The sequence below is a fragment of the Caulobacter sp. genome (assembly GCF_049283275.1).
Lineage (GTDB): Bacteria > Pseudomonadota > Alphaproteobacteria > Caulobacterales > Caulobacteraceae > Caulobacter.
The window spans coordinates 15,583-39,972 of record NZ_JBAPVS010000278.1 but is presented as its reverse complement, the minus strand read 5'-3'; the positions used below and the strand labels follow the sequence as shown (position 1 = coordinate 39,972).

The window sequence follows — 24,390 nt, the reverse complement described above, 5'->3', positions numbered from 1 at the left end:
TCCCACCGCTTCGCGGCGGGCCCCCCCCTCTCTCTATGAGAGAGGGTTCCGAGGAGCGTCCCCTACCGCCGCCGCATCCCCCGGACCGCCCGCCGCGCCATGATCACGCCGAGCGTCGCGATCACCGCGCCGCCAAGGCGCCAGGTGTCGCCCTGTTGCGTGAAGGCGGCGGCGACGCCGGCGGCCACGAGGGCGGCGCCGAGCAGGATCTGGAGCAGGACGGGTCGGGTCATGCGACTCAGTTAGGGCGGGGGAGGCGGTTGCGAAACCCCTGGCGCCTCACAACCGTCCGCGCCGTCCGCCCTTGAGCTTGTCCAGCGCCCGCCGTGTGTGTTCGGCCTGAGCGGCGACCGGGGCCGTCACGGGCGCGGCGGCCGCCTTCGAGGCCATGATCATCGCGCTGACGTCCGCCACGCCCTGGGCGGCGTGCAGGCCGGCGGCGGCCGTTTCGGCGGATTTCGGCTTGCCGCGCGGGGTCGGGACGATCAGGGCGACCTTGCGGGCCATGGCGGCCAGGTCGCCGATCGCCCTGGCCCTGTCGCGGGCCGCGCGGATGACGGCGGGGTCGGTGGCGGCCTCGATGGTCTTCCAGGCCGCGTCGAGGGCGGCCATCAGCTTGAGCTGGAAGGTCTGGCCCCAGGTGGGGATGTCTTGAGCTTGGGTCATGCCGCTAGTGTGCGGCCGTCCTGGAGGGTGGGGATCGGAAACGTGCGTTTTTGTGTAAGGGGTTGGATTCGTTTAGGTCGTGATCGGCGGGAGCGGGGATGGAGGTCGCCTCTTCCTTCCCCCTTGATGGGGGAAGGTGGCCGCGAAGCGGTCGGATGGGGGTGAACGCGCAGCGTTCGAAACGCGGTCGGCGCCGTGGTCACCCCCATCCCCGGCCCTTCCCCCATCAAGGGGGAAGGGAGCAGCCCTGTGGATAACTTTTACGACGTCCACCCGCCGCCCAGCGCCTTGTAGATCGCCACGACGTTGGTGTTCACCCCGGTCTCGGCGACCGTCATCGAGTCCTCGGCGGCCAGCAGCGTGCGTTCGGCGTCCAGCAGCACCAGGAAGTCGATGCCGCCTTCCTTGTACTGGATGCGGGCCAGCTCGGCGGCGCGACGCGAGGCGGCGGCCTGGTTGGTCAGGCTGACCAGTTGGGCCTGCTGCTGGCGATAGCCGACCAGGGCGTTCTCCAGGTCCTCCAGCGCCGCCAGCACCGTCTGGTCGTAGACGGCCAGGCTGGCGTCGTTGCGGGCCTCTGCCGCCTTCAGGCGCTGGTGCGCCCCGCCCAGGTCCAGGGCCGGCCAGCTGACCGAGGGGGCCACCGACCAGGCCTGGCTGGCCGAATTGCCGAAGCCGCTGGACGTGCCCGACAAGAAGCCGACAAAGCCCGTCACCCGGACGCGCGGGAAGAGGTCGGCCGTGGCCACCCCCACCTTGGCGGTCTGGGCGGCCAGCCGGCGCTCGGCCGCCTGGACGTCGGGGCGCCGGCGCAGCAGGTCGGCGGCGTCGCCGATCGGCAGGGCGGCGATCAGCGGCGTGACCTCGGCGGTGGTGGCCACCAGGGTCGCGTCCAGTTGGCCCGGCCGCTTGCCGACCAGCACGCAGAGCCGGTAGTTGGCCCGCTTCTCGGCCGTGATCAGGGCGGGGATCACCGCCTCGGTGGCGTTGAGGCGCGCCTGGGCGCTGGCGACGTCGATCGGGTTGCCCGCCCCGGCGTCGTAGCGGACCTTGGTCAGCCGCAGGGTCTCGCGCTGGGTGTCGAGGTTGCGGTTGGCCACGGCCAGGCGGGCCTGGGCGCCGCGCAGCTCCAGATAGTTGCGGGCGACTTCCGCGGCGATGGTCACCTGGGCGTCGCGCAGGTCGGCTCGCGCCGCGCCCGCCTCGGCCCGGGCCGACTCCACGCCCCGGCGGACGCGGCCGAATAGGTCGATCTCCCAACCGGCGTCGAAGCCGGCCTGGTAGGTCTCGCTCTCGACGCGCTGGCCGTTCGAGCCCGGCTGCTGCTGGTCGCTCTTCTGATAGGCCCCGCCGGCGGTGACCCGCGGGATCTGGTCCAGACGGGCGTCCTTGAACAGGGCCCGGGCCTCGTCCACCCGGGCGACCGCGATGCGGATGTCCAGGTTGCCGGTCAGGGCCTGGGAGATCAGCCCGTTCAGGACCGGATCGTTGAACGCCTTCCACCACTGGGCTTCGGGATTGGCGGTCGAAAAGGCGCCGGCCGGGGCGTTCTGGAGAACGACCGGGGCGGCGACCGGGGTCTTGTAGTCGGGGCCCACCGCGCACGCGGCCAGGAGGAGCGCCGAGGCGCTGGCGACCACGGCAAGTTTTAACCTAGTCATTGAAGACCTCGAAAGGCTCCCTTCCCCCTTGATGGGGGAAGGGTCGGGGATGGGGGTGAAAGAGGGTCCGGATGTGGCTCGGTCGGGGTGTTGTCCGCCGCCGTGGTCACCCCCACCCCCGGCCCCTCCCCCATCGAGGGGGAGGGGGGAGGTTTGACGGCCCATCAGTGCGCCTCCACCGGGGTGGCCCGGGCCGCCTTCAGCGCCGCCCGACGGGCGGTGTTGCGACGGATCACGAAGTAGAAGATCGGGGTCAGGATCAGGCCGAAGACCGTCACCCCCAGCATCCCCGAGAACACCGCCACGCCCATGGCGCGGCGCATCTCGGCGCCGGCCCCGTGGCTGACCACCAGGGGCGCCACGCCCATGATGAAGGCGATCGAGGTCATCAGGATCGGCCGCAGGCGCAGGCGACAGGCTTCCAGCACCGCTTGCAGCGGCGTGTCGCCATGCTCCTCCCGCTCCTTGGCGAATTCGACGATCAGGATGGCGTTCTTACACGCCAGCCCCACCAGCACGATCAGCCCGATCTGGGTGAAGATGTTGTTGTCGCCATGGGTCAGCAGCACGCCGGCCAGGGCCGACAGCAGGGTCATCGGCACGATCAGGATGACCACCAGCGGCAGGGTCCAGCTTTCGTACTGAGCGACCAGCACCAGGAAGGCCAGCAGCACGCACAGCGGGAAGACATAGATCGCCGTGTTGCCGGCCAGGATCTGCTGATAGGTCAGCTCGGTCCATTCGAAGCCCATGCCGTTGGGCAGCTCCTGCTTGGCCAGGTCCTCCAGCGCCTTCTGGGCCTGGCCCGTCGAGTAGCCGGGGGCCGGGCCGCCGTTGATCTCGGCCGTGAGCACGCCGTTGTAGTGGCTCTCGCGGTCGGGGCCGGTGGCCTCCTTGAAGCTGACGAAGGCGCCCAGCGGGATCATCTGGCCGTCGGCGTTCCGCGTCTGCAGGCGCAGCATCTGCTCGGGCTGCATGCGGAATTTCTGATCGGCCTGGACGTTGACCTCGTAGGTGCGGCCAAAGCGGTTGAAGTCGTTGACGTACAGCGAGCCCAGATAGACCTGCATGGTCTCGAACAGGTCGGTCAGGGAAACGCCCGAGGCCCGCGCCTTCTCGCGATCGATGTTGGCCTCGATCTTCGGCACGCTGACCTGGTAGGTCGAGAACACGCCGACCAGGGCGGGGTCCTTGCGGGCCTTGTCGATCAGGTTCTGGGTCTGCTTGTTCAGCTCGTCGGGACCCAGGCCCGCGCGGTCGACGATCTGCATGCGGAAGCCGCCGATCGTGCCCAGCCCCTGCACCGAAGGCGGCGGGAAGACCGCGATCTGGGCGTCGGGGATGGCGCCGAACTTGGCGTTCAGCTCGCCGACGATGGCGCCCGCCGACATGGTCTTGCCGGTGCGCTCCTTGAAGTCGGCCAGCGTGAAGAACACCGCGCCGGAGTTGGGGCTGTTGATGAAGCCGTTGGCCGACAGGCCAGGGAAGGCCACCGAGTGCTTGATGCCCGGCACCTTCATGCCGATGTCGCCCATCTGGCGGATCACCGCCTCGGTGCGGTCCAGCGACGCCGCGTCGGGCAGTTGCACGACGGCGACGACATAGGCCTTGTCCTGCTGCGGCACGAAGCCGCCCGGGGTCTTGGCGAAGGCGAAGACCGTCAGGGCCAGCAGGATGCCGTAGACCACCAGGCCCGCGGTCGACCTGCCCAGGGTGCGGCCGACATTGCGGACATAGCCGTCGGACGCCTTGGCGAACATGCGGTTGAACGGGTTGAACAGCCAGCCCAGGGCCGCGTCGATCATCTTCTGGAAGCGGTCCTTGGGCGCGTCATGGCTCTTGAGGAGCACAGCGGCCAGGGCCGGCGACAAGGTCAGGGAGTTGAAGGCCGAGATCACCGTCGAGATGGCGATGGTCAGGGCGAACTGGCGGTAGAACTGGCCCGACAGGCCGCTGATGAAGGCGGTGGGGATGAACACCGCGCACAGCACCAGGGCCGTGGAGATGATCGGTCCGGTGACCTCGCTCATGGCCTTGCGCGTGGCCGCCGCCGGCTCCAGGCCGTTGGATATGTTCCGCTCGACGTTCTCGACCACGACGATGGCGTCGTCGACGACGATGCCGATGGCCAGGACCAGGCCGAACAGGGTCAGGGCGTTGAGGCCGAAGCCCAGCATCAGCAGCACCGCGAAGGTGCCGATCAGCGAGACGGGCACGGCGATCAGCGGAATGATCGAGGCGCGCCAGCCCTGCAGGAAGATCACCACCACGATGACCACCAGGATGATGGCCTCGATTAGGGTGTGGATCACCGAATTGATCGATTCCTGCACGAAGGCGGTGGTGTCGTAGATGATCTCGTAGTCGACGCCCTCGGGGAATTCCTTCTTCAGCTCCTTCATCGTCTTCTTGATGTCGGCGGCCATGGCCAGGGCGTTGGAGCCGGGGCGCTGGAAGATCGGCATGGCCACGGCCGACTTGTTGTCGAGCAGCGAGCGCAGGGCGTAGTTGTTGGCGCCCATCTCCACGCGGGCCACGTCGCCCAGGTGGGTGATCTCGCCGTTGGCCCCCGAGCGGATGATGACCTCGCGGAACTGCTCCTCGTCGGTCAGACGGCCGGGAGCGTTGATCGACAGCTGGAAGTCGGCGCCGACATTGGTCGGAGGCGCGCCCAGCTGGCCGGCGGCGACCTGGACGTTCTGCTCGCGCAGGGCCTTGACCACGTCGCCGGCCGTCATGTTCAGCGAGGCCAGCTTTTCAGGGTCCAGCCACACGCGCATCGAATAGGCGCCGGCCCCGAAGATCTGCACGTCGCCCACGCCGTCGACACGCTTGAGGCGGTCGCGGACGTTCAGCTGCGCGTAGTTGCTGAGGTACAGCATGTCGTAGCGGTTGTTGGGCGAGATCATGTGCACGACCAGGGTCAGGTCGGGCGAGGCCTTGTCGGTGGTCACGCCGATGCGCTGCACCTCCTGGGGCAGTTTCGGCAGGGCCTGGGCCACGCGGTTCTGCACCTGCACCTGGGCCTTATCGAGATCGGTCCCCAGCGCGAAGGTGACGGTCAGGATCATCGCGCCGTCGGAGGCCGACTGCGACGACTGGTAGATCATGCCCTCGACGCCGTTGATCGCCTGCTCCAGCGGCGCGGCGACGGTCTGGCCGATGACGGCGGGGTTGGCGCCCGGATAGGCGGCGCGCACGACCACGGTCGGCGGCACCACCTCGGGATATTCCGAGATCGGCAGGCGCGGCAGAGCCACCAACCCGGCGATGAAGATGACGATCGAGAGCACGGCGGCGAAGCGCGGCCGGTTCACGAAGAACTTGGAGAAATTCATGGGAGGCGCCTTTTGCGGGCGAGTATGGGGAGGAGGCAAGAAGGGGGCGTTACGCGGGTTGGCGTCGGGCCGTTGCGGGCCCGCCCTCGTCCTTCGACAAGCTCAGGATGAGGGCTAGTGGCAGGGCGGCTCAGTCGGAAACCTCAACCTGAGCTTGTCGAAGGACGAGGTTTCCGCGCCGAGGTTAGTTCTGGCCGACGCTGTTGATCATCGCGACACGCCGCGGGCCGGTCTCGAACTGCGACAGGTCGGTCGACAGGTCGGTCTTGATCACCACCGGGTTGACGGTGTCGCCCGGCTTGACCTTCTGCAGGCCGCCGACGATCACCCGATCACCCGGCTTCAGGCCGGTGCGGATGATGCGCAGGTTGCCGGCCAGCGGGCCGATCTCGACCGGGCGGTACTCGGCCTTGTTGTTGGCGCCGACCACCACGACGTAGCGCTTGCCCAGGTCCGTCGCCACCGCGCGGTCGGGCGCCAGGGCCACGGTGGCCGCGGTGTCGCTGACCATGCGGATGCGGGCGAACAGGCCGGGGGTGAACCGGCCGTCGGCGTTGGCGAAGATCGCCCGGCCGCTGATCGTGCCGCTCTTGGCGTCCATGGCGTTGTCGATGAACTTCAGCTGGCCCTGGTGCGGATAACCGTCCTCGGTCATCAGCCCCATATAGACCGGGCTGGCCTTGCCGCGTTCGGCCGAGGCGTACTTCAGGAAGGTCTGCTCGTCGGCGTTGAAGGCGGCGTAGATCGGAGTGTCGCTGACCACGGTGGTCAGCAGGTCCGAAGGCGTCACCAGGTTGCCGCGGGTGATCACCGCCTTGGAGACCCGGCCGTCGATCGGCGAGACCACGCGGGTCCATTCCAGGTTCAGGCGGGCGGTCTGGTAGGCGGCGCTGGCGGCGCCGAGATTGGCCTGGGCGGCCTTCTCTTCGGCGGAAAGCCGGTCGAACTCGCTCTGGGCCAGGGCGTTCTGCTCGATCAGCCGGCGGCCGCGCTCACGGTTGACGACGGCCAGGTTCAGCTGGGCCTTGGCGCGCTCCACCTCGGCGGCGGCGCGGTTGGCCTCGGCCTGGTAGGGGCGCGGGTCGATCTGGAACAGCACCTGGCCCTTGCGGACCCGGGCGCCTTCCTCGAAGCGGGCGCCGTCAATGAAGCCGCTGACGCGCGGCCGGATGTCGACGGTGTCGATGGCTTCGAGGCGACCGGTGAAGTCATCCCACTGGCGCAGTTCCTTGAAGGCCACCGCAGTGATGGTGACGGCGGCGGGCGGCGGGGCGGCCTCCTGCTTGGCCTGGGCGCTGCAGGCGGCCAGCACGGCCATGGCGGCCAGACCGGCGAAAGACGTGAAGACGGGGCGGAGGGACATAAGCGGACCTGTCGGACGGATGAAGCGGGGGGAGGAGACGCGGAGGTTTTTCATTCCCAGACGGGGCGCCGGGATTTCTGACGGGCCTTGGGCGACGCCAGCCAGTCCCGACCGGACATGGCGTCGGCGTCGTGGCCGATCAGCTTGCGGAAGGAACGGACGGGGCCGGCCAGCCATTGGGCTCGGGCGGGCGGGGCTGTCTCTGGGCTCGCGCTCGGGGGCATGGCTCGCGCTCCGTTCCGGGGTTAAAGATCAAATGTCGCAGTTGCTGTTGCTTGACGTGACGTCCATCTGTGACGATGTAGTCGTATGTGACGATACCGTTCGGTATCATCCACGCGGTGAGAGATACTGACCGGTAACTCTCACGTCAAGGTGAGGCGCTCTGAAAATGGCTGAGAGAAATTCTGGCGGGGGCAAGGTGGACGAGTTGGAGGCGGCCGCAGGCGCCCCATTGTCCAAACGACCGGCCCGCGACCGGATCTTCGAAACGGCCCGCGAGCTGTTCTATCAACACGGCATTCGCGCCGTGGGGGTCGAGGCGATCGCCCACGAGGCCGACGCCACCAAGATGACCCTGTATCGCAACTTCCCGTCCAAGGACGAGCTGGTCGCCGAGGTCCTGCGCGAGCAGGAACGCGACTACTGGATCTGGTGGGACGAGATCACCGGCTGCACCTGCGGCGACCCCCGCGTTCAGCTGGAGGCGATCTTCGACGCCTTCGAGACCAAGGCCTGCAACGCCGACGTCCACGGCTGCCCGCTGTCCAACGCCGCCATCGAGCTGCACGAGGCCGATCACCCGGCCCAGAAGGTGTCGGTGGCCTACAAGCAGCAGCTTCACGCGCGCCTGGTCGATCTGTGCCGCAAGGCCGGCGCGGTCGACGAGGACCTGGCCGACGGCCTGATGCTGCTGATGGAAGGCTCCTACACCGCCCGCGTCACCCTGGGGCCCAAGGGCCCGGTGCGAGCCGTGGCGCGCGCGGGCCGGGCGCTGATCAAGGCGCACCTGGACAAGCCTGACTGCTAGGCGCGGTGCGTCCTTCGAGGCTCGCCTATGGCGCGCACCTCAAGCTGAGGACCTCATTGCACTGAATTCCTCATCCCGAGGCGCCCGCGCAGCGGGCCTCGAAGGACGCAGGGCCCCAAACGCGCCGCGCGAACACCCATCCCCCGATGGGTCCGCGCGGCGCGCGGCGGCAACGCCTAAGGGGAGGGAAAAGGCGTCGCCGCCTAAAACCTATCAATCTTATGGGATTTAGTCGCGGCAGGTTTTCTGACCCTGCCCACAGATCATCCAACGACCCGAGAAACTAAAAACGGGGTCAGGAGTTCTGGCTCGCGTCAGTTGCATTTGGGTCATACCCATGTCGTCAAGTTGTGAACTTGTGAGCCTATAAGATGTGTCGATGTCATCCCCCCGTAGGGCGAATGCCGATCTGACCTCGATGTTTCGGGAGCGGATCAGCGCCCGAACAACCCGCTCGTTCGCGCCCCCCCTTAAAAACCATGGGATGCGGCGCTCCCCAGTTTGATTTGCGTAAGGAGCTCTCCATGGCTCTGTTGATTTCCGTCACCCCGGCCGAGCAAGGCTGGTCCGTGCGCTCCGAGGCCCTTGAGGCTGAACTCACCTTCGAACGCGGCGGTCGCGCCGAAGCCGCCGCCCGCGATCTGGCCAACCGCCTGGCCGCCTCCGGCCACGCCGCCGAGGTCCGGGTGTTCCTGCGCAACGGCGCCGAGGCGGGGCGGTTCCTGCACCCGGCTCGGGCGTGGGCGAGCTAGGACGTCTTCCTTCAAACAAGACTGTCATCCCGGACGAGCGCGCACGAAGATCCGGGACCGGGGCCTTAGCTCAGCGCTTCCGGCGGTCCCGGATCGGCGGCCCTTCGGGCCCTGTCCGGGATGACAGGCTTTGTGGATGTGAAGGAAGAGCTCCCTACAGCCACCCGTTCTTCTTGAACCGCCAATAGAGATACCCGATCACCCCCACGATCCCGACCATCACGGCCGGATAGCCCCAGGTCCAGGTCAGCTCGGGCATGTGTTCGAAGTTCATGCCGTAGATTCCAGCCACGGCCGTCGGCACGGCCAGGATCGCGGCCCAGGCGGCCAGCTTGCGGGTGATGGCGCTCTGCCGCTGCTGTTCCAGCAGCGAGGCGGCTTCGAACACCGAGGTGATCACCTCGCGCAGGGCGTCGACCATGCCTTCGACCTTTTGGGTATGGTCGAGCACATCACGGAAATAGGGGCGGACATCGTCGTCCAGGCACGGCGTGTCCAGATGCTCCAGCCGTCCGCAGACCTCGGCCATAGGCGACAGCACACGCTTGAAGCGGATCAGGTCGCGCCGGACATGGAACAGGCGCTTGACCTCGGCGTGGCTGAGGAAGGTCTCGAGCGTGCGGCGCTCGATGTCCAGCACCTCGTCCTCCAGGGCCTGGATGATCGGCAGGTAGCCGTCGACCACGAAGTCGAGCACCGCGTGCAGCACATAGTCCGAGCCCTTGGCCAGCAAGGTGGGCGAAGCCTCCAGCTGGGCGCGCAGTTCTGTGTGGGCGCGGGCCGAGCCGTGTCGGACGGTGATCAGGTGGCCCTGGCCGACGAAGATCGCCGTCTCGCCATAGGCGATCTGGGCGTCGACCAGCTGGGCGGTGCGGGCCACCACGAACAGCTCGCGGCCATAGACCTCGACCTTCGGCCGCTGGTGGGCGTTGAGCGCGTCCTCGATCGCCAGGGGGTGCAGCTTGAAGCGGGTCTGCAGCCGCGCCAGCTCGTCCGCGCTGGGTTCGTACAGGCCGATCCAGACGAACTCGCCCGGTTTGGTGTCCAAGGCGTCGTCGTGGTCGAGGCTGACCTCGCGGGTCCTGACGCCGTCCTTGTAGATATAGGCCGCAACGACGCTCATCGGGATCCCGGACTGCCTGGCTCGTCCCGTAAAATGGGACGGCGAAGATTCCTTTTAGCCAACGCTTCGGCTTTCGTCCGGTTCATGTTTAGCCTGTCGCCAACGCCGCGAACGCCGTTCATTCTGGTTGCGGTAACATCGTTGGATCGCCCGAAGCGGCGACGGGGGAGATGCGAATGGGAAGCGACGCCGCGAAACCGGTGAAGGGCGCCAAGGGCGGTCAAGCCGTGCAGCGCAAGGACGCCTTGGTCATTGGGGCCGCCTCGGTGGGCACCGTGTTCGAGTGGTACGATTTCTACCTCTACGGCTCGCTGGCCACTTACATCACCAAGCACTTCTTCTCGGGCGTCAACGAGACGACGGGTTACATCTTCGCCCTGCTGGCCTTCGCCGCCGGCTTCGCGGTGCGGCCGTTCGGGGCCCTGGTGTTCGGTCGGCTGGGTGACCTGTGGGGCCGCAAGAACACCTTCCTGGTCACCATGCTGTTGATGGGTCTGTCGACCTTCGTGGTCGGCCTGCTGCCCAGCTACGCCAGCATCGGCATCGCCGCGCCCATCGCCCTGGTGGTGATGCGCTTGGTCCAAGGCCTGGCCCTGGGCGGCGAGTACGGCGGGGCCGCCACCTATGTGGCCGAGCACGCGCCGCCCGGACGGCGCGGCTTCTACACCAGCTTCATTCAGGTGACGGCCACCTTCGGGCTGTTCCTCAGCCTGGTGGTGATCCTGCTGACCCGCAACGCGGTGGGCGAAGACGCCTTCCAGGCGTTCGGCTGGCGCATCCCGTTCCTGATCTCGGTGCTGCTGCTGGGCGTGTCGCTGTGGATCCGCCTGCAGCTGTCGGAAAGCCCGTCGTTCCAGAAGATGGTCGACGAGGGCAAGGGCAGCAAGAAGCCGCTGGCCGACTCGTTCGCCAAGTGGGGCAATCTGAAGATCGTGCTGCTGGCCCTGGTGGGGCTGACCGCCGGCCAGGCGGTGGTCTGGTACACCGGCCAGTTCTACGCCCTGTTCTTCCTGGAGAAGATGCTCAAGGTCGACGGCGGCACGACCAACCTTCTGGTCGCCGTGGCCCTGCTGATCGGCACGCCGTTCTTCGTGTTCTTCGGCTGGCTGTCGGACAAGATCGGCCGCAAGCCGATCATCATGCTGGGCTGCATCCTGGCGGCCCTGACCTATTTCCCGCTGTTCAAGACCCTGACCACGGCGGCCAACCCCCAGTTGGCGGCGGCCGTGGCCAGCGCGCCGGTGACCGTGGTGGCCGACCCGGCCGACTGCTCGTTCCAGTTCGATCCGGTGGGCAAGACCGTGTTCAACCGCTCCTGCGACCTGGCCAAGTCGTACCTGGCCAAGGCCGGCGTGACCTACGCCAACCAGGCCGCGCCGGCGGGGTCGGTGGCTGAGGTCAGGATCGGCGGGGCGACCATCGTCTCGTTCCCCGGTCAGACCCTGGACAAGGCCGCCTTCACGGACCGTAAGGCGGCCTGGGAGAAGGAGCTGGGCGCGGCGCTGAAGACCGCCGGCTATCCAGCCAAGGCCGACCCGGCCCTGATCGACAAGCCGCTGGTGGTCGGGATCCTGGCGATCCTGGTGCTGTACGTGACCATGGTCTACGGCCCGATCGCCGCCATGCTGGTCGAGCTGTTCCCCACCAACATCCGCTACACCTCGATGAGCCTGCCCTATCATATCGGCAACGGCTGGTTCGGCGGGTTCCTGCCGACCACGGCCTTCGCCATGGTCGCGGCGACGGGCAACATCTATTACGGCCTCTGGTACCCGATCGTCGTGGCCGCGGTGACCGCCGTGGTGGGCGTCTTGTTCCTGAAGGAAACCAAGGACGTCGACATCGAGGCCTAGAACGACTCAGGCGGCGTGGACCGGGCGCAACGGGTCCACGCCGCTCTCCGCGATCTGGCGCCTTTGCCGCCGCAGTCGGCCTCACATCGCGCGGAGCTTGCGCCCGGCGACCCCGCTCTCCCGGAGCGTTTGGAGTCTCCGCGAGATTCCGCACGCTGAGGATTGTCGTTTCTCTCCAGTTTTCACGCGCCATAGAGTCCTTCGCGCCGCTGTTCTGTGGTCGAATTTCTCAGGCGCCTCTCGAACTGCTATGCGCCGAGCGCCAATTTTGGATTTATTTCTTATCGTACTGTGTATTGGCGGGTAATGGCGATTTGGCTATACACTAGGTTAGACCATCAAGCTGCACTGTAAGTAAAAGTTGTAATTTTGTCTTCTGCTTAGATGCTTTCTAGTGGTTTCACCTTAATTACAAGATAGATGGATCGTGCCATCTTCGAAGCGGGAATCGGGCGCGACGATAGATGCGGTTACACCAAGATCATGGCGAGAACGCCATAGATCGCATCATCTCCGCCAGGAGAGGTCCGATGGACAATGAAGGTGCGGGGGATTTTCATTCTCAATCTTGGGGAAACGCCGACTGGGGATCGACCGGAACTGCCAAATCAGTCGGCGATGCGCGGGCCCAGGGCGGGCTGGTCGCGGCAAGACTGGAAGAGCAGCGATCATTCGAAGGCCGCGCGACGCCCGTTTCGCTGGGTCATGCGATCCATCGTGAAACGCGGGGCCCGCACGAAGTCTGGGCCCACGCCGTCGGCCGCGACCTGGCGATCACCCAACTGACCCCCGAGCCCTGCCGAGGCCATCTGCTGCGGGCGAGCCTGGGCGACATGGGTTTCGACGTCGGGGCGTTCGACGGCGACCTTCGGGTGCGCGGGATCATGGCGCGCAAGGCCTTCAGCTTTGTGTCGGTGCTGGAGCGGAAGGGCGTGCTCAATCAGTGGGGCCATCGGGTCGAGGAGGGCGACATCGTCGTCATCCCACCCGGCGACGAGTTGGATGGGCGGTTTCAGGGCCATGTGGCCTATGCGGTGGTCACCGCGCCGTGGGACCTGGTGATGCAGCGGGCCGAGGCGTTCGAATGGCTGGCCGATCCACGCTTCTGGGCCGAGCCGGCCGTCTATTCGCCGCCCCTCGAGGCCCGGGTCGCCTGCAAGCGCATGCTGCAAGGCTGTTCCAGCATGCTGAGGGTCGTGGCCGGGAGCGTCCCGAGCAGCCTGGTCGCCTTCCTGCGCAACGAACTGCTGGACGGCCTGTTGGCCGCTCTGGCCGAGGTCGGGCTCGAGAGCGGGCGCCGCCAGGGCGCGTTGAACGCCGCCCGCATCGTCCGCGGCGCGGAGGACTTCGTCGAAAGCGGCGGCGTCCGCCAGGCCGTACAGGTTGGGGATATCTGCCAGGCCCTGAACATCTCGCGCCGCACGCTTTACCGCGCCTTCAACGACCTGCTCGACGTCAGTCCCAAGGCCTATTTGCGGCTGAAGAACATGTCCGGGGCCCGGGCCCGGCTGCTGGATCCGGGCAGCCGGCCGATCACGGTGACCCAGGTGGCGTTGGATCAGGGCTTTTGGGAGCTTGGGCGGTTCTCGGGCGCCTATCGAGGAATGTTCGGCGAGTCCCCGTCCGAGACCCTGCGCAGAGCCCAGGGCGACAACCTTAGGCGTTGACAGCGACCGCCGCCGACGACGACGCTTGAGGCGAGCGCGCCAAGCGCTTCCACCCGGGCGATCCTATGGCTTCGCGTCTCTTCCGTGCCTGCCTCGCCGTCCATGCCCTCGCCGTTGAAGGCCCGGCTCGGGCCGGCGCGGCCTAGTTCACCGGCATGCGCAACCGACCGACCGCCGTGATCCTGTACAATTGGCGCGGCCAGTGGCCGATGCGCCGTTGGGAGCATCAGCGGATCTTCGCCTGGAAGGCTTGTTTCCCTGGGCCGGTGACGTTTCTGAACATCGGCTTTCCATTCAACCCGGCTTGGATCTCTCGGCTGGACCCCGATCTGGTGATGGTCGACGCCACGGCCCTGGCCGCGCGATACACGCGCGTCGGCCTGGGCGGCCTGCGGCGGGCGATGGAGGCCGTTCCGGCGCGGTCGCGCCGCCTGGCCGCGCCGCTCGACGAATTCCTGGGACTCGAAAGCCTGCGCGATTTCCTGGTCGAGGCGCGCATCGACCTTCTGCTGACCGCGCTCGATCCGACGCTGTGGGACAGCGTCTATCCGACCCCTCAAAGATCCTTCGCCCTGCGGCGTTTCCTGACCAGCTACATCGACGACGGATTGATGCGGCGAAGGTCCAGCGATCTGGCGCGGCGCCCGATTGCCGTCAGCTATCGAGCCTGGGAGACGCCGGCCTGGCTGGGCGAGATGGGCGTGCTCAAACGCGAGGTCGGGCTGCGCGCGGCGGCTTGGGCGACGTCTCGGCATTATAGCGCCGACGTGGCGGTGGACGGCGAGCGCAGGCTGGTCGGCGAGGCCTGGATCCGCCTGCTGGGCGCCAGTCGGGCGGTCGTCGGGGTCGAGGGCGGCTCGTCGCTGATCCACCCGGCGGGAGAACTGCCGATCGACGATCTGGCGGCGTCGGATCCGGCGTCCAGGAGCCGCTCCGCCTCGGCCGTCGTGCTGACGCCGCGGACCGAGATCCGCGCCATGTCGCCGCGCCATCTGGAGGCGGCGGCGACCCGGACCTTCCAGGTGTTGGTTGAGGGCGACTACGGCGGCGTCCTCGAGGCCGGGACCCACTACCAGCCGGTGCGCCGCGACCTGTCGGACATCGAGGCGGGCCTCGATCAGAGTCAGGATACGCAGCGCGCTCAGGCGATGGTCGATCGCGCCCACGACGAGATCGTGGCCTCGGGTCGCTACAGCTGGCGGACGGTGGTGCGCGAAATCGCCGACCAGGTGCTGACGTGAGGGGCCGGTGGGGCCTGCCGCTGTTCCTTCGGCTGCGCGATTGGGGCGCTTGGGCGGTGATCATCGTGGAGGCGCGACTGCTCAAGGCCCCGCTGCTGAGGCGTCGACTGCGCGCCCTCGCGCGCCTGCCGCTGCTGAGGCGATGGTTCGGGGTGGACTAGGGCGGGCGGCCTTGCATGGCGGATCACCGCCGCAACAGGCGGCGCGCCAGGTCTTCCAGCCCTGACTGGCGGACGGCCGCGCGGGCCAGCCGCCAGATCGGGCCACGGCGCGGAATCTCATGGGGATTGTCGATCGCGAAGAAGGGGAAGGTCTTGCGGAACCGGGCGTCCGCGCGCTGATCGGCGGCCGCGGGCGGTCGCTCCGCGGCGACCTCACCGATCCGCTGATCGAACAGGTCGATCATCGCCGCATAGCCATAGGCGGGATTGAGAGCGATCTCGGCATAGGCGTTGGTGATGATCTCGGCGACCCGCTCGGGATCGCGCAGCACGGCCGCCACCTGCGCCATGTTGCCGTGGTCCTTGTCCAGCGGAACGTAGTGCCGCCAAGGCTCCAGCACGCCCGAATAACGTCCGGGATAGGCGATGACCAGGGTGCGCAGGGCGATCGCCTCGAAGACCCGGGGCGAGATCTGGGCGATGTCGATCTGGTCCTCGCGACCGGCGAAGAACCGGTCGCGGAGCATCTCGTAGGAAGGCTTCCTGGCCAGGGCGGGGATCGGGTGGGGGCGTTCGACCAGCGCGGCGAAGCTTTCGGTCCGGGCGGCCACGGCGCCGTCGAAGTCGAAGACGCTGGCTCCGCTCTCGACGGCCAGCACGGCCTGGCAGTTGCGGATGAAGTTGACCCAGTCGCGGCCGTAGAGCCGGCTGCGTTCCGACCAGGCGATGTCGGTCGAGATGCCGAACCGCCTGGCGTCGCGTTTGAACAGCTTGCCGATCCGGATCTTCTCGCGGCCCTGTTCGCCGTGCCAGGCCGGATAGGTGCGGCCGCGATAGCCGACCATGGTCTTGCGCGCCGCCAGCGGGATGGGCGGATAGTGAGGCAGGCCGTGCGGCACGTAGCCGGTCAGCACCTGCTGTGAGCGCAGTCCGCCCACCTTGCCATAGACGCGCTCGGCCTCCGCCGGTCCCAGGCAGGTGAAGACCAGATCAACGCCGCAGGCCTCCAGCGCGTCGAGGGTGGCGTTCACGAAGCGGTATTCGTCCTGGATGAACACCGCCTTGGCCCCGCGGAAGGCGGCCAGGGCGCGGCGCGACCGTGGACCGACGAAGGCCTCGACCGCCAGAAACAGGGAATAGTGGATCACGACGACGTCGAAGTCCGACAGTTTCACGCCGTCGAAGATCTCGCCCACCCGCGACAGCACCCGCACCTCGTGGCGCGAATAGCGGGCGAAGGCGTTGATGTGGTCGCAGACCGTGGCGGCGTTGGCGGGGTCGTAATTGCAGGCCAGCAGGATGCGCAGCGTCCGGGCCTCGCCGGTCGGGGCGTTGTCCGCCCTTTCCGAAGATGTGTCGTGGCCGGGCAACGGAGGACTGGGCCGCTCGTGACTGTCCTTCATGGGCGGGCTCCGGTCATCGCGCGCGGCGCGGTGAGGTCCTCGCCGCGGTTCTGGGCGACAAATCGGGCGATCGTGGCGACGATCCGCTCGGCGGCGTCGCCAGCGCCATAGTCGTCGATCTCACGCCGGGGCCGGTAGTCGTTGACGGTCCACAGCCGGTTCCAGCCCGCGTCCACCGTCTCGCGCCATTCGGTGTCGTCGCGCAGGGTGACGCACGGCTTGCGATGGAAATAGGCCTCCTTCTGCAGGCCGCCGGAATCGGTCAGCACCAGGGCGCAGTCGGCCAGCAGCCGCTGCATGTCGATCGGGCCCAGGGGGTCGATCACCGTCAGGCCGGCCAGGTCGACGCCGAACCGGGCCGCCGCCTCGCGGGTCCGCGGATGCAGGGGCAGGATCACGGGCGTTCGGCCGGCCTGCCGGCGCAGATAGCCGACAGCGGCGGCCAGGCCCGCGGCGCTGTCCGTCGTCGCCGCGCGGTGCAAGGTGGCCACGGCGTAGGCGCCGGGCGTCAGGCCAAGGCGGTTCAGCACGCTCGCGCCGGAAGCTGGCAGGGCGGCCATGGCCAGGACGGCGTCCTGCATCACGTCGCCCACATGGTGCACGCCGTCGACCAGTCCCTCGCGCGCCAGATGGCCGACGGCGGCCCGGGTCGGGGCGAACAGCAGACGGCTCAGATGGTCGACGACCACGCGGTTGGTCTCCTCGGGCATGGTCCGGTCGAAGACCCGCAGGCCGGCCTCGACATGGGCCACCGGCACGTCGGCCTTGGCCGCCGCCAGGGCCCCGGCCAGGGTCGAGTTGGTGTCGCCGTAGACGATCACCAGGTCGGGGGCGTGGCGGGCGATGACCCCGTCCAGGGCCGTCAGCATGCGGCCGGTCATCTCGCCGTGCGAGCCGCCGTGGACGCCCAGGTTCTCGGCCGGCTGAGGCAGATCCAGTTCGCGGAAGAAGCTGTCGGACAGCGCCGCGTCATGGTGCTGGCCGGTGTGGATCATCACCTCGGTCAGGCCCGGCGCGCGGGCGATGGCGCGGCTGACCGGCATGGCCTTGACGAACTGCGGCCGGGCGCCGACCACGGTCAGCAGACGCGCCGTCACGCCGGCTGTCCTGAGTGGGCCAGCCTGGCCCGGACCCGCGCCACCACGCGATCCAGGCCCTCGTCCAGCGACACCTTCGGCGTCACGCCCAGCAGGTCGCGCATGCGGGTGAGGCTAGGCTGCTTGGCGGCGGTCATCCGGGCCGGCAGGTCGCCCAGGGTGATCAGCGACGGCGCGGCGTTCAGCCGGACCCGCAAGCCCTCGGCCAGGACCTCGATCGGCGTCACGTCCGGGTGGCCGATATTGATCACCGCGTGTTCTTCGACCCCGGCGGCCGCCTCGATGGCGCGCACGGCGTCGGAGATGTGCAGCCAGCCTCGCGCGCCGCCGCGATGCACCTGGATCGGCCGGCCGCGCGCCAGGTCGTGGGCGAAGCGGATCATGGCCGAGCGGTGATCGCCGAAGTCCTCATCCTCGTCATAGATCATGAACGGCCGCAGGGTGACCGCGCGCAGGCCGTGCTGGGCCACTTCGTAGTCGACCAGCTGTTCGCCCAGAAGCTTGGTCAGGCCGTAGCGGTTGTTGGGGCGGGGCGTCGTCAGGGCCTCGTCCATCGGTCCGTCGGTGGGGCCGTAGACTTCCGAGGTCGAGAAATAGACCAGCTTGGCGTCGGCGGCCTGGGCCAACAGGACCACGTTGTTCAGCCCGCCCAGATTGGTGCTGACCGCCAGGCTTGAGGCCTGCTCGCAGGTCACCCGGCTGACCACGGCGGCCAGGGCGAAGATCACGTCCGGCTTCCAGCGCAGGGTGGGGATCAGGTCGGCCGGCTGGTTGATGTCGACCTGCAGGTAGTCCTTGCGCCAGCCCGGCTTGATGTCGGCGCACAGCACCTCCCAGCCCCGGGCCCGGAGGTGGGCCGCCAGCGGCTTGCCGATATTGCCTTCCGATCCGATGACCAGGGCCCGCTTCATCCGACGCTCGCTGACTGTTCGTCACCGGGGCCATCGTCGCCGAAGCCCGAGAGGTTGATCACCCGCCGCAGCCCCCCTTGGGCGCCCATTGGCCGCTCGGCGTAACGGTCGCCGGTGCGGGGGCAAACCAGATCCTGGCCCAGCACCTCGCCGGCATGGCTGACCCAGCCGACGCGCCGAGCCGGCACGCCGGCCATCAGCGCCAGAGGCGGAACGTCGTGGGTGACCACGGCGCCGGCCGCGATCAGGCACCAGGCGCCCAGGGTGTTGCCGCAGACGATGGTGGCGTTGGCCCCGATCGTCGCGCCGCGCCCCACGCGGGTCGTTCGAAACTCGGCCTTGCGGTTGATCTCGGCGCGCGGCGTCGTGACATTGGTGAACACGCAGCTGGGGCCGCAGAACACGCCGTCCTCCAGCACCACGCCGGCATAGAGGCTGACATTGTTCTGGATCTTGCAGCGGTCGCCGACGACCGCGCCGGGTCCGATGGCGACGTTCTGACCGATCACGCAGTCCGCGCCGATCCGGGCCCCCGCCGCGACATGGCTGAACCGCCAAACCCGCGTGCCGGCCCCCAGCACCGCGCCCGGTTCGACTTCCGCCGACGGGTGAGCCCAGGCGGGCGGATGATCCGATGCCGAGCCGCTCATCTCAGGCCTTCACGATCTTCCCGGCCAGGGCGGGGTCGGTCCGGGCCAGGGCGTTGCGGGTGTCGATCACCAGCGGCGTTTCGCGGACCAGGCGTTGGTAGTCGAACGCGTCGTGATCGGTGACGATGATCGCGCAATCGAAGCCGGCCAGCGCATTGCGGCTGATGTCGACCGACTGCATCAGGGTGTCGCCGACCATGAGCTCGGGCGCCAGCGGGTCGTGATAGCTGACCCGGACGCCATGGCTGCGCAGGATCTCGATGATGTCGCGGGCCGGGGTTTCGCGGGTGTCGTCGATGTTGCGCTTGTAGGCCACGCCGACGATCAGGACATGGGCCCCGACCGGCGAACATCCACGCTCGGCCAGGGCGTCGAGGGTCTTTTCGACCACCCGTCGAGGCATGGCCCGCGAAATCTCGCCGGCCAGTTCCACCATCTTGAGGCTTGCCCCCTCAGCCTTGGCCCGCCAGGCCAGATAGAAGGAATCCACCGGAATGCAGTGACCGCCGATCCCTGGACCGGGGAAGAAGGGCATGTAGCCGAAAGGCTTGGTCTGGGCCGCGTGGATCACCTCCCAGATGTCGATGCCCAGGGCCTCGAAACTGACCTTGAGTTCATTGACCAGGGCGATGTTGACGAGTCGAAAGACGTTCTCGGTCAGCTTGACCGCTTCGGCGGTGCGCATGTTGCTGACCGGCGCCGTGACGGTGATGGCGTCATACAGCGCGCAGGCCGCGCGGCGTTCGGCCTCGCTGTCGGCGCCGACGATCTTGGGGGTCGAGGTGATGGTGAAGGTGTGATTGCCGGGGTCCTCGCGCTCGGGCGAATAGGCCAGGGCGAAATCGCGACCGGCGCGCAGGCCCGAGCGTTCCAGGATCGGCTTGAGCACCTCGGCGGTGGCGCCGGGGAAGGTCGTGGACTCAAGCACCACCAGCTGGCCCGGGCGCAGCACGGCCGCCAGGGTCTCGGCGGCCTCGACAACGTGGCTCAGGTCCGGGGCGTTGTGCGAGGTGAGCGGGGTCGGCACGCAGATCAGCACCGCGTCGGCGCGGGCCAGGGCGTCCGGGGCGCCGGTCGCGGCGAAGCCCCGTTCGCGCATGGCGGTCACGCGCTCGCCAGCGAAATGGCTCAGATAGGAGGCTCCCCGGGTCAGGGCGGCCAGGCGGGCGTCGTCCAGATCGAAACCGAGCACGGGGAAGCCGGCCGAGCAGAAGGCCTCCGACACCGGAAGGCCGACATAGCCCATGCCGATGACGCCGATCACGGCCTCTCGCTGCTGGATCTTTCGGATCAGGCTTTGAAAATTCGAGATTTGATCATTGCCATCATGCGATGGAAGCGTCGGAACGTGAACGTTCATTGGCCCCTCACGCGGCAAGCTGTCTGACTTTGAGGCCAATTCGCCCTCGACATGGCGAGAGCGTACGCGTTGGAAGCCTTTGCGAAAAGGGTGTTTGTCTCGGGTGTATTTGCCGTTCCTGGCGTGATGCTTGCACTATTCTTGCTTTTTCGGCTAATAATGCTCAACACGAAAAAGTATTAGAACGTCGTTATGTGAGTTTTCGCAAGACGAGCCTTCTGAGCCGACTAGGTCCGACGCTGATCCGGGCAATGGTTCAACTGGTATTGAACCTGTTCCAGCACCCGCTGTACGCGAATAGCTTCATCAATGCCCGTCAAAGGGGCGGTTCTGGTCTGACAGCATTGGACGAAGTGGCGGATTTCTCTGGTCAAGGGCGGCTCGGCAAGCAGATCGACGAACCGCGGCTCGCTGCCGGAGGCGATCGGCACGCCTTCGATCGGGGTCACGGTCTGATCGCGTCGCATCAGCTTTTCCGGCCAGGGGCGGACATCGTCGAACACCAGGGCCCCGACCTCGCCGACCACCACCAGCTTCTGTTCCTTGAACGGACTGAGCCAGCTGGCGGCGATGTGGGCGTGGAGACCGCCGGGGAAGCCGAGGTCGGCGTGGACCTCGTCGGCGACGCCGGGCGTGACGAAGGCCCCGCCGGTCGCCTCCACGCTGATCGGCGCGGCGTCGGCCAGGGCCAGGATCATCGAGACGTCGTGCGGCGACAGGCTGAGGAAGGCGTTCTCGTGGGTGCGCACCCGGCCCAGGCTCAGCCGTGAGGCGGCGATGTAGCGCAGGGCTCCGATCTCGCCGCGTGCGACGATCGCCGCCAGGGCCTCGAACGCCGGGTGATGGCGCAGCAGGTGGCCGATCATGAACACCCTGTCCGAGCGCGCGACGTGGGCGGCCAGGGCCTCGGCCTCGGCGAGGTCCGAAGCCAGGGGCTTTTCGACCAAGACGTCCTTGCCGTGGTCCAGCGCCAGGCGGCAGAGCGCGGCGTGGGCCGGAGCCGGGGCGGCGATGACCATCGCGTCCAGACGGGGGTCGTCCAGCGCCTGGGCCAGGGGCAGGGCGGGGACAGTCCACGCGGTGGCCTCGCGTTGCGCGGCGATGGGGTCGGTGTCGACCACGGCGCCCAGCACATTCAGCTCGGCGCAGGTCCGGATCAGGTTGCGCCCCCAGGCTCCGCAGCCGACCACGGCGATCCGGGTCAAGCGGTCCCCGCCGAGGTCGGAGGCGGGGCGGGCCAGCGCAGGGTCAGATGGGTGTCGTTCGCCGCCGTCATGACGAAGCCCTGTCGATGATAAAGCCGCTGGGCCGCGGGGTTGTCGCGGGCCACCTGCAGGATCACCGGCGTTCCGGCCGCGGCCGCCTGGTCCTTCAGCGTTCGCAGGATCGTCCCGCCGATCCCCTGGCCGCGCCGTTCGGGGATCATGGCGATGTCGATCAGGTGCAGGGCGTGGGTCCCCTGATAGGTGGCCAGCCGTCCGACCGGCAGCGCGTCGATCGTGACGATCTGGAGCCGGGCGTCGGGATAGGCGGTGCGATGGCCCTGGGTCTGGGCGTGGAACTGCTGGTCCATGATCCTGGTCAGCATGTCGGGGGGCAGGGGAATCTGCTCCCATCCCGGACCCCGGGAGGCCCGGAACAGCGCCAGACGGAAAGGCGCGTCGGCCTCGACCTCGGGGCGCAGGGCGAAGCGGGGCGATGCGGCGGGCTCTTCCCGTTCAGGTGGAGAGGTCGTCATAATGGCCGTGCTTCGATTCTGACCCGGGGACCGCCATGGCCGCTGAATTCGTCGTCCTGACCGCCGAAACCTTCGCCCCGCATGTGGGCGCGTCGTTCCAGGTGGAAGGCGGCCGTCACGTCCTGTCGCTGAGCCGGGTCGAGCTGTTCCAAAGCGAGCCGGGGCATGGGAGGCCGGATTTCCAGCCCTTCGTGCTGATCTTCAGCGGTCCCCCCGGCGACGTGCTCGCCGAGGGGGTGCACACGATGAAGGTCGATGACGGAACCGCTTACGACCTCTATCTGATCCCCATCCACACCCCCGAGCCGGGGCGGCAGGACTATCAGGCGCTGTTCAACTGACGCCACGCCGCGCAATCTAGGAAACCTAGTTCCGGGACGGGAAGATTCCCGCCAGGGCGATGCAGATATTGACCGTCAGGAACGGCTGACGGTTTTCGTGCGGCTGGCTGGCGCCGGCCGTGCCCATCGCCTGGGGCGCCATCGGCGCGGTGGGGGTCACGACCGTGCTGTACATGTTGTACACTGGGGCGGTGCCCTCGCTGGCGCTGCTGCCCGTCTGCCCGAAGCTGTTGCCCGGCGCCGCCGTGCTGAGGTTGCCGGAGCCGGCCGCGGTGGCGTCCACCTTCATGAGGTGGGTGTGGTTCGGGATTTCGGTCTGCAGCAGGGTGTGGGCGTACTCTCCCGTGATCGCGCCCGGCGGATAGTTCGAGCTGGCGCCCCCGGGGGCGAGCGTCCGCAGGTCGGGCAGCTGGAACGTCGTGACACCGTTGCCGCCGTAGGTGGTGCCCAGCAACGAGAACAGGGCCTGGTTCTGGGTGATGGACAGGAGTTGGCCGTTGCATAGGGCCCAGTACTTCGGCGGGAAGTTGAACGCCATGATCCGGATTTCGCCCATATACTGCTGAGACATGAGACTTGCTCCTCGTGTTCGTCGCGATCGGGATCAGTTACGCGCGGGGAAAGCGCCCCGCAGGGCGATGCAGTAGTTCAGGAACAGCGTCGGCATCATGTTGTTGTGGGGCAGGCCGTCGCCCACCGCCGTGATGGTCTGGGGCGGCAGTTGCGTGGCCGGTGTGATGACGGTGCTGAAGAACAGCCCCTGGGTGTTCTTCGCGAAGTTGCCGGTGAAGGCCTTGGCCGGTTGGTTGTTGGCCGAGGTCGAGACCGTCCCGACCGCCGTGGTCACCATCGGCGAGTGGCTGTGCGCGGCCATTTCGGGAAGCTGGAGCGTCACGGTCGGCGAACCGCCGGTCTGGCCCAGGTCGTAGACTTGCAGGCCCGGCCCGGGTTGGGCGCGGCCGACGTGGAGCGGGATGTTGCCCATCAGGTTGGGCAGGGCGAAGTTGCTGGTGCCGTTGCCGCCGTAGGTGGTGCCCAACAGCGAGAACAGTGCGGTGTTCTGCTGGATCGGGATCAGCTGACCGGCGCACTGGGCCCAACCGAAGGGCGCGAACGGGAAGCCGAAAATGCGGATTTCCGCGAGATATTGATCACTCATCGCTTTGAGTCTCCAAAAGATCTTCTGGCGGAAAGGTCAGTTCTGCGACGGGAAGACGCCGGCGGTCGCAAGAATGAAATTGATGCCCAGATAGGGCTGCATGTTCTCGTGCGGCTGGTTGCCGCCGGCGGGCGTGGTCGAGGCAGCCGTCAGGGCCACCTGCTCGTTGGCGCCGTTGTAGGGCGCATAGCCGAAGATGCCGGTCCCGCTCGGCCCCTGGTCCGAGATCATCGTCGCGGTGGTCGGCGTCGACACCGCGCCCGCCGTCGAGGCCGCGAAGAACGGGTGGGTGTGGCCCGGCAGCTGGGCGGGGGTGAGCGTGACGCTCTCGACGCCCGTCATCTGACCCATGACATAGGTCTGGCCGTTCTTGGAGCCTTGGTGCGTCGGGACCCGGCCCCGCAGGTCGGGGATGCCGAACGTATTGACGCCGTCGCCGCCGTAGGTCGTCCCCAGCAGGACGTACAGCGCGTCATTTTCCGCGATCGACATCAGCTGGCCGTCGCACATCACCCAGCCGACAGGCGCGAAGTTACCTCCGAACATGCGGATTTCACCAAGATACGGTTGGGTCATGGTCGTTCCCTTGCTCCCAAAAGTCTCAACTGCCCAAGCTTGTGGCGCGAGTCTGGCCTCGACTAAACCCTAAGTCGTCTCTGCCTCTCAAGCCAAGATTAAGAAAAGGCGCCCCACCCCCGCGATTGTCCTCCTCGTATCCCACTATCCTGAGCTGTACAATAGTTGGGAAAACGCGGTTCGCCGATCGGCGTATGTCTACTTGTGCGGGCGTCTTCCCGCCGTTAAGGTTGCGTTCATGGTTTGACTAGAGCGAGGGGGGAGTCAGTTGCGTAAGATATGCGCTTTCATGCGCGTTTT

General features: G+C 67.7%; 24 protein-coding genes. 7 read left to right on the top strand and 17 right to left on the bottom strand.

Going from position 1 to position 24,390, the window contains the following annotated elements:
* Positions 1-62: 62 nt before the first annotated feature.
* From WAL33_RS15820 to WAL33_RS15795, 6 genes are all read right to left on the bottom strand, one after another.
* Positions 63-233, bottom strand: a complete 171-nt coding sequence (locus WAL33_RS15820) for a hypothetical protein (protein ID WP_422182481.1) — start codon at positions 231-233, stop codon at positions 63-65.
* Positions 234-279: 46 nt separating this feature from the next.
* Entirely contained in the window at positions 280-666 is a 387-nt protein-coding gene (locus tag WAL33_RS15815; RefSeq protein WP_422182480.1) for a hypothetical protein, read from the bottom strand.
* A gap of 260 nt (positions 667-926) precedes the next feature.
* On the bottom strand, positions 927-2,327 hold the full coding sequence (locus WAL33_RS15810; RefSeq protein ID WP_422182479.1) for an efflux transporter outer membrane subunit: 1,401 nt from the start codon (positions 2,325-2,327) through the stop codon (positions 927-929).
* Between the two features lie 164 nt (positions 2,328-2,491).
* Positions 2,492-5,665, bottom strand: coding sequence for an efflux RND transporter permease subunit (locus tag WAL33_RS15805; protein ID WP_422182478.1), 3,174 nt, complete (start codon positions 5,663-5,665; stop codon positions 2,492-2,494).
* Between the two features lie 184 nt (positions 5,666-5,849).
* Positions 5,850-7,028 carry an efflux RND transporter periplasmic adaptor subunit gene (locus WAL33_RS15800; RefSeq protein WP_422182477.1) on the bottom strand — a complete coding sequence of 393 codons (1,179 nt, stop codon included), beginning with the start codon at positions 7,026-7,028 and terminating at the stop codon, positions 5,850-5,852.
* A gap of 50 nt (positions 7,029-7,078) precedes the next feature.
* Positions 7,079-7,252 carry a hypothetical protein gene (locus tag WAL33_RS15795; RefSeq protein ID WP_422182476.1) on the bottom strand — a complete coding sequence of 58 codons (174 nt, stop codon included), beginning with the start codon at positions 7,250-7,252 and terminating at the stop codon, positions 7,079-7,081.
* 167 nt (positions 7,253-7,419) lie between these two features.
* Between WAL33_RS15795 and WAL33_RS15790 the strand changes: the two genes are divergently transcribed.
* Positions 7,420-8,058: a TetR/AcrR family transcriptional regulator gene (locus WAL33_RS15790; protein WP_422182475.1), complete on the top strand. Its 639-nt coding sequence runs from the start codon at positions 7,420-7,422 to the stop codon at positions 8,056-8,058.
* 524 nt (positions 8,059-8,582) lie between these two features.
* Positions 8,583-8,810: a hypothetical protein gene (locus WAL33_RS15785; protein ID WP_422182474.1), complete on the top strand. Its 228-nt coding sequence runs from the start codon at positions 8,583-8,585 to the stop codon at positions 8,808-8,810.
* A 154-nt stretch (positions 8,811-8,964) separates the two neighbouring features.
* Here the strand turns inward: WAL33_RS15785 and corA are convergent, their stop codons facing one another.
* Positions 8,965-9,933, bottom strand: coding sequence for a magnesium/cobalt transporter CorA (gene corA, locus WAL33_RS15780; protein WP_422182473.1), 969 nt, complete (start codon positions 9,931-9,933; stop codon positions 8,965-8,967).
* Positions 9,934-10,109: 176 nt separating this feature from the next.
* Here corA and WAL33_RS15775 point away from each other — a divergent pair, with 176 nt between their 5' ends.
* From WAL33_RS15775 to WAL33_RS15760, 4 genes are all read left to right on the top strand, one after another.
* Positions 10,110-11,786 carry an MFS transporter gene (locus WAL33_RS15775; protein WP_422182472.1) on the top strand — a complete coding sequence of 559 codons (1,677 nt, stop codon included), beginning with the start codon at positions 10,110-10,112 and terminating at the stop codon, positions 11,784-11,786.
* A gap of 530 nt (positions 11,787-12,316) precedes the next feature.
* The gene (locus WAL33_RS15770; RefSeq protein WP_422182471.1) at positions 12,317-13,453 is read left to right on the top strand and encodes a helix-turn-helix domain-containing protein; all 1,137 of its coding nucleotides are present in this window, start codon (positions 12,317-12,319) and stop codon (positions 13,451-13,453) included.
* A gap of 155 nt (positions 13,454-13,608) precedes the next feature.
* A complete protein-coding gene (locus tag WAL33_RS15765) occupies positions 13,609-14,694 on the top strand; it encodes a hypothetical protein (RefSeq protein WP_422182470.1) in 1,086 nt (361 codons plus the stop codon).
* On the top strand, positions 14,691-14,855 hold the full coding sequence (locus WAL33_RS15760) for a hypothetical protein (protein ID WP_422182469.1): 165 nt from the start codon (positions 14,691-14,693) through the stop codon (positions 14,853-14,855). The genes WAL33_RS15765 and WAL33_RS15760 overlap by 4 nt, the downstream gene beginning before the upstream one ends.
* A gap of 23 nt (positions 14,856-14,878) precedes the next feature.
* Here the strand turns inward: WAL33_RS15760 and WAL33_RS15755 are convergent, their stop codons facing one another.
* The 7 genes from WAL33_RS15755 to WAL33_RS15725 all read right to left on the bottom strand — a co-directional run bounded on the left by WAL33_RS15755 (position 14,879) and on the right by WAL33_RS15725 (position 22,014).
* Entirely contained in the window at positions 14,879-16,258 is a 1,380-nt protein-coding gene (locus WAL33_RS15755) for a hypothetical protein (protein WP_422182468.1), read from the bottom strand.
* Entirely contained in the window at positions 16,255-17,355 is a 1,101-nt protein-coding gene (gene wecB, locus WAL33_RS15750; RefSeq protein ID WP_422182467.1) for a non-hydrolyzing UDP-N-acetylglucosamine 2-epimerase, read from the bottom strand. Before wecB ends, WAL33_RS15755 begins: the two co-directional genes overlap by 4 nt.
* The gene (locus WAL33_RS15745) at positions 17,352-18,266 is read right to left on the bottom strand and encodes an NAD-dependent epimerase/dehydratase family protein (RefSeq protein WP_422182466.1); all 915 of its coding nucleotides are present in this window, start codon (positions 18,264-18,266) and stop codon (positions 17,352-17,354) included. Before WAL33_RS15745 ends, wecB begins: the two co-directional genes overlap by 4 nt.
* Positions 18,263-18,916 carry an acyltransferase gene (locus WAL33_RS15740; RefSeq protein WP_422182465.1) on the bottom strand — a complete coding sequence of 218 codons (654 nt, stop codon included), beginning with the start codon at positions 18,914-18,916 and terminating at the stop codon, positions 18,263-18,265. Before WAL33_RS15740 ends, WAL33_RS15745 begins: the two co-directional genes overlap by 4 nt.
* 1 nt (position 18,917) lies before the next feature.
* On the bottom strand, positions 18,918-20,180 hold the full coding sequence (locus tag WAL33_RS15735) for a nucleotide sugar dehydrogenase (protein ID WP_422182464.1): 1,263 nt from the start codon (positions 20,178-20,180) through the stop codon (positions 18,918-18,920).
* A 323-nt stretch (positions 20,181-20,503) separates the two neighbouring features.
* Positions 20,504-21,481, bottom strand: a complete 978-nt coding sequence (locus WAL33_RS15730; RefSeq protein WP_422182463.1) for a Gfo/Idh/MocA family protein — start codon at positions 21,479-21,481, stop codon at positions 20,504-20,506.
* Positions 21,478-22,014 carry a GNAT family N-acetyltransferase gene (locus WAL33_RS15725; protein WP_422182462.1) on the bottom strand — a complete coding sequence of 179 codons (537 nt, stop codon included), beginning with the start codon at positions 22,012-22,014 and terminating at the stop codon, positions 21,478-21,480. The genes WAL33_RS15730 and WAL33_RS15725 overlap by 4 nt, the downstream gene beginning before the upstream one ends.
* Before the next feature lie 35 nt (positions 22,015-22,049).
* Here WAL33_RS15725 and WAL33_RS15720 point away from each other — a divergent pair, with 35 nt between their 5' ends.
* The gene (locus WAL33_RS15720; protein WP_422182461.1) at positions 22,050-22,355 is read left to right on the top strand and encodes a DUF6916 family protein; all 306 of its coding nucleotides are present in this window, start codon (positions 22,050-22,052) and stop codon (positions 22,353-22,355) included.
* A gap of 25 nt (positions 22,356-22,380) precedes the next feature.
* On the opposite strand, the gene WAL33_RS15715 is transcribed toward WAL33_RS15720, so the two are convergent.
* From WAL33_RS15715 to WAL33_RS15705, 3 genes are read right to left on the bottom strand one after another with little or no spacing between them, the layout of a single operon-like run.
* Positions 22,381-22,926 (bottom strand): phage tail protein, encoded by a 546-nt coding sequence (locus tag WAL33_RS15715; protein WP_422182460.1) that lies wholly within the window; start codon positions 22,924-22,926, stop codon positions 22,381-22,383.
* A 33-nt stretch (positions 22,927-22,959) separates the two neighbouring features.
* The gene (locus tag WAL33_RS15710; protein ID WP_422182459.1) at positions 22,960-23,514 is read right to left on the bottom strand and encodes a phage tail protein; all 555 of its coding nucleotides are present in this window, start codon (positions 23,512-23,514) and stop codon (positions 22,960-22,962) included.
* Positions 23,515-23,550: 36 nt separating this feature from the next.
* On the bottom strand, positions 23,551-24,090 hold the full coding sequence (locus WAL33_RS15705) for a phage tail protein (protein WP_422182458.1): 540 nt from the start codon (positions 24,088-24,090) through the stop codon (positions 23,551-23,553).
* Positions 24,091-24,390: the final 300 nt, after the last annotated feature.